Origin of the sequence: Segatella copri, from assembly GCF_024330485.1 — a bacterium.
In the GTDB taxonomy this organism is placed as follows: domain Bacteria; phylum Bacteroidota; class Bacteroidia; order Bacteroidales; family Bacteroidaceae; genus Prevotella; species Prevotella copri_L.
This window is the reverse complement of the sequence record NZ_JANDWX010000071.1, coordinates 1-3,212: the sequence shown is the minus strand read 5'-3', so window position 1 is coordinate 3,212 and position 3,212 is coordinate 1. Positions and strand designations below refer to the sequence as shown.

Below are 3,212 nucleotides of genomic sequence, written 5' to 3'. Positions count from 1 at the left end.
ATTTTTGCAGATTATATTTCTATTTTGTCTAAATTACGACGGAATACAGCAGATATTCAAGGGATTTGGATGGATTATCAAAATAAAACGTTATTTTTGTAGCATAAAAACGATAAAAATATGAAGTTAAATCGCATAAGAGTTGTTTTAGCGGACAAAGGGATAAGCCAAACATGGCTTGCAAAGAAGTTGGGAAGGAGTTTCAGTACGGTCAATGCTTATGTATGCAACCGCTCTCAACCCAATCTTACCACACTCCTTGAAATTGCGCAGTTGTTGTCTGTGGATATGAAAGAACTTATTACAGACGAAAAAGAACGTAATGATTAGAACGATTATAGTTGCAAAATGACTATGGTATGAGAACAAACAAATGGATTCCTGTCGCCTTGGCGATAAACATTATCTTGTTGCTTTTATATAGCATGAGAAGTCAAGCTGCCACTTTGGAAAAAGATATAAATAGTTATGTCGGAGAGGTGAAACTTTCCGACACAAGAATGTCTATAAGACTTACATTTGATGATGCCAACATTGGCACATTGAAAATTTCCAAATGGAACAAAAGGCTTGGCAAAACCAAAATTGAAGAATCTTATTTTGCCTCATTAGAGGCTGATACGCTAACTTTGGCTGGAGAAATCTTCTATGATATAAAATACTTGTTTAAAAGAGGGCGAGAAAAATGTTATATCTATCCACTAAACGCTTCTACTGATGGAGTCCTTTTCTGTGACAAAAGCATAAGAAGGATAGAATTGAAAGGCAAGAAAGAAACGAATACCGACAGCCTATTTCTCAGCCGAATCATAGATGGTGATTTCTTTGCCCAAGAACATTCCGAAGAGCAGGACTACATATTGGTGATAAGGCATTGCTTGTCGCATACCGATGAGACGTATGACGAGACCTTTTCTGAAGGATTAACCCGAATGTTGCGGAAATATCCCCAAAAGATAGAAGGGCTTCAGAAAGCATTGAAACGATTGTCTCCCAAACAGAGGGAAAAGGCAAACTACGAAATGATGGTTTTGATTGTTTCGGCATGGATGATGGAGCAAGATTCTGATTCCATTGAGCCGAAGAGTTTTTATCATACGTATCCCTTTTTCAAGAAAAGTTCTATGATTGATAGAATCCTAATGGAACAAAAATTATAAATTCACTTCCTGCGGATAGCAAATCCGCAGCTTTAAAATACAAGATATGAAACACCCTTATGAAGAATATGAAACATCCAAACTTTGGGGACTTGTAAAATCCTCAATAGAAGAATTAGTTGAGAACAATGATATGGAGCTTTTTACCCCGATAGAATATGTCGTAGGGTATATTTGCAAAAATATATCTTCAACTAATATAGTGAAGAACAAATGAAGAGTGAATAGTATGAAATCAACAGAATTGAATAAGATAATGAGAAAACTGATACTCCCCGATAGGTTCAAGAAAAAGGGGCGGTTAGCATATTACACCTTGGCTCATAAAACTGGGGCAATGGTGTTGGTCGGATTCTATTTGGATAATTCCATAGACCCAAATTCGTTCTTCGTTAACTATTTCGCTCAATGCCTTTATGCGCCATTTAGCACTTATAATTTCAGCTTAGGGAACAGGCTCGGCTCTTATTGGGACATTAATAGGATGTCTGAACTTCAAGACAAGCTGAATGAATTTGATGTGTTTGATAAGCTGAATACATTTGAAGGCTTTCTGCTTTTCCTTAAAAAACATCCATATTATGGCTCAAGGCCAGGTCGTGACGGATACTTTGCTTTGACCTATTACATTTTGGAAGACTATCGCAAGTCGATGTTCTTTTTGGATAAAATAATCTCGTTGAGAAAGAGGGAAGACTACAACCTTTTCTTAGATAAGATAGAGAACGCTCGATTGCTGAAAGATTATATAGAAAGAGGCGATTACGATAAAGGTGTTAGCCAAATCTTGGAATGGCAAGAGCAAACGATGAAAGGAATTAAATTGTAGAAATCATGAAGAAACGAAAGAAAGACGATGACGACTCTTGCTTGGGGCAGTTTGTCAAAACCATATTGTTGTTGGCTTGTATATGTTGGGGAGTTAAGACGGCGATGCGAACTGTTGTTGATAATAGTTGGTGGCTCATCGGAGGAATAGCAGTAGTTTCCTATCTGCTTGTCAAGCTGTTCAAGGATGACGACTATGTTTCAATGCATACGTGTACCCTTGCCGTTGTATTGGGGACAATAATCTTCACCACAAACTTTTATTTTCCGATTTCTACGCAACAACGCCAAGCTGTTATCCAAGACCTTTACGTTTCGGGAGGCAAAATGAGCACAACGCAGTGTGTTCTTCGTTTCACGGACAATGGGCAAAAAGTAAATGTCGGTAGAGGATTCAACAAGGAAGACTATCATGTGGGCGACACCGTAACCGTTACCTATCAGCACGGATGCCTCGGAATGGATGTGGTGAGATACGTCAAATGATATTAGTGCAATGATTTGCTTGCTGCGGATTATCCGCAAGTTCAAGAATATATCAAAACAGTATTTATGCAAAAAACTAATGATTTATGGCAGAGCATAATATCCAACAACTCAATAGATTCAAAATAGAGAGGGAAAACACAATACAGTTTCCCCTAAGAAAAATGCTGAAGGATTCCATCAGTGAATATATTTTGTCTGACATCCAAAATGTAAACGTGAAATTGTGGAAAGAACTGAGCTGCATTTCAAAAGTAAACAACAAGGATGATATAAAGAGACTAAAGCACTTCGTAAAAAATAACAAAAGCAATTTACCCTCTATGCTTTATGATGAATTGAAATCCGCAGTGAAAGAAATTGCAGAAGACTTTGAATGGGTATGTAGCAAAGACGGACAAATAATCATGAAGATTGAGGACTGGATAGAAAATGCCAGATTGCGCCTCGGCAAAGAATATCCTGATGTCCTCATATACATAGGACGTAGCTTTGTGAATCCCAAGGAACTAATTATAGGGGGTGTCGTCAATGATGATGATGAGCAAAAGTTATTTGAAAACTATTTCAATAGCCAAAATCCACCAGTTCCTATTCATTTCAAAATAATTGTTCAAAACCCTCAAATCCGCAACCTATTGGGTTTCGTGGGATTTTGCTTGTAAAACGACAAAAATTCATTTTATTGTACATATTCCTTGCATAACAGAAACGTCGCAGACACAAAATCCCCTTACC

General features: G+C 37.5%; 5 protein-coding genes. All 5 read left to right on the top strand.

Going from position 1 to position 3,212, the window contains the following annotated elements:
* Positions 1-120 precede the first annotated feature (120 nt).
* The gene (locus NNC77_RS16185) at positions 121-330 is read left to right on the top strand and encodes a helix-turn-helix domain-containing protein (protein WP_254971864.1); all 210 of its coding nucleotides are present in this window, start codon (positions 121-123) and stop codon (positions 328-330) included.
* Between the two features lie 29 nt (positions 331-359).
* Complete coding sequence (locus NNC77_RS16180) at positions 360-1,160, top strand: hypothetical protein (protein ID WP_254971863.1); 801 nt, start codon at positions 360-362, stop codon at positions 1,158-1,160.
* Between the two features lie 229 nt (positions 1,161-1,389).
* On the top strand, positions 1,390-1,989 hold the full coding sequence (locus tag NNC77_RS16175) for a hypothetical protein (protein WP_254971862.1): 600 nt from the start codon (positions 1,390-1,392) through the stop codon (positions 1,987-1,989).
* A 5-nt stretch (positions 1,990-1,994) separates the two neighbouring features.
* Positions 1,995-2,474 (top strand): hypothetical protein, encoded by a 480-nt coding sequence (locus NNC77_RS16170; RefSeq protein WP_254971860.1) that lies wholly within the window; start codon positions 1,995-1,997, stop codon positions 2,472-2,474.
* Between the two features lie 86 nt (positions 2,475-2,560).
* Positions 2,561-3,139: a hypothetical protein gene (locus NNC77_RS16165; RefSeq protein ID WP_254971858.1), complete on the top strand. Its 579-nt coding sequence runs from the start codon at positions 2,561-2,563 to the stop codon at positions 3,137-3,139.
* The last annotated feature ends 73 nt before the right edge of the window (positions 3,140-3,212 follow it).

Bases quoted from the DNA above. Each gene is read 5' to 3' on its own strand.
- NNC77_RS16180 (WP_254971863.1), top strand. From the start codon at position 360: ATGAGAACAAACAAATGGATTCCTGTCGCCTTGGCGATAAACATTATC.
- NNC77_RS16165 (WP_254971858.1), top strand. From the start codon at position 2,561: ATGGCAGAGCATAATATCCAACAACTCAATAGATTCAAAATAGAGAGG.
- NNC77_RS16185 (WP_254971864.1), top strand. From the start codon at position 121: ATGAAGTTAAATCGCATAAGAGTTGTTTTAGCGGACAAAGGGATAAGC.
- NNC77_RS16170 (WP_254971860.1), top strand. From the start codon at position 1,995: ATGAAGAAACGAAAGAAAGACGATGACGACTCTTGCTTGGGGCAGTTT.
- NNC77_RS16175 (WP_254971862.1), top strand. From the start codon at position 1,390: ATGAAATCAACAGAATTGAATAAGATAATGAGAAAACTGATACTCCCC.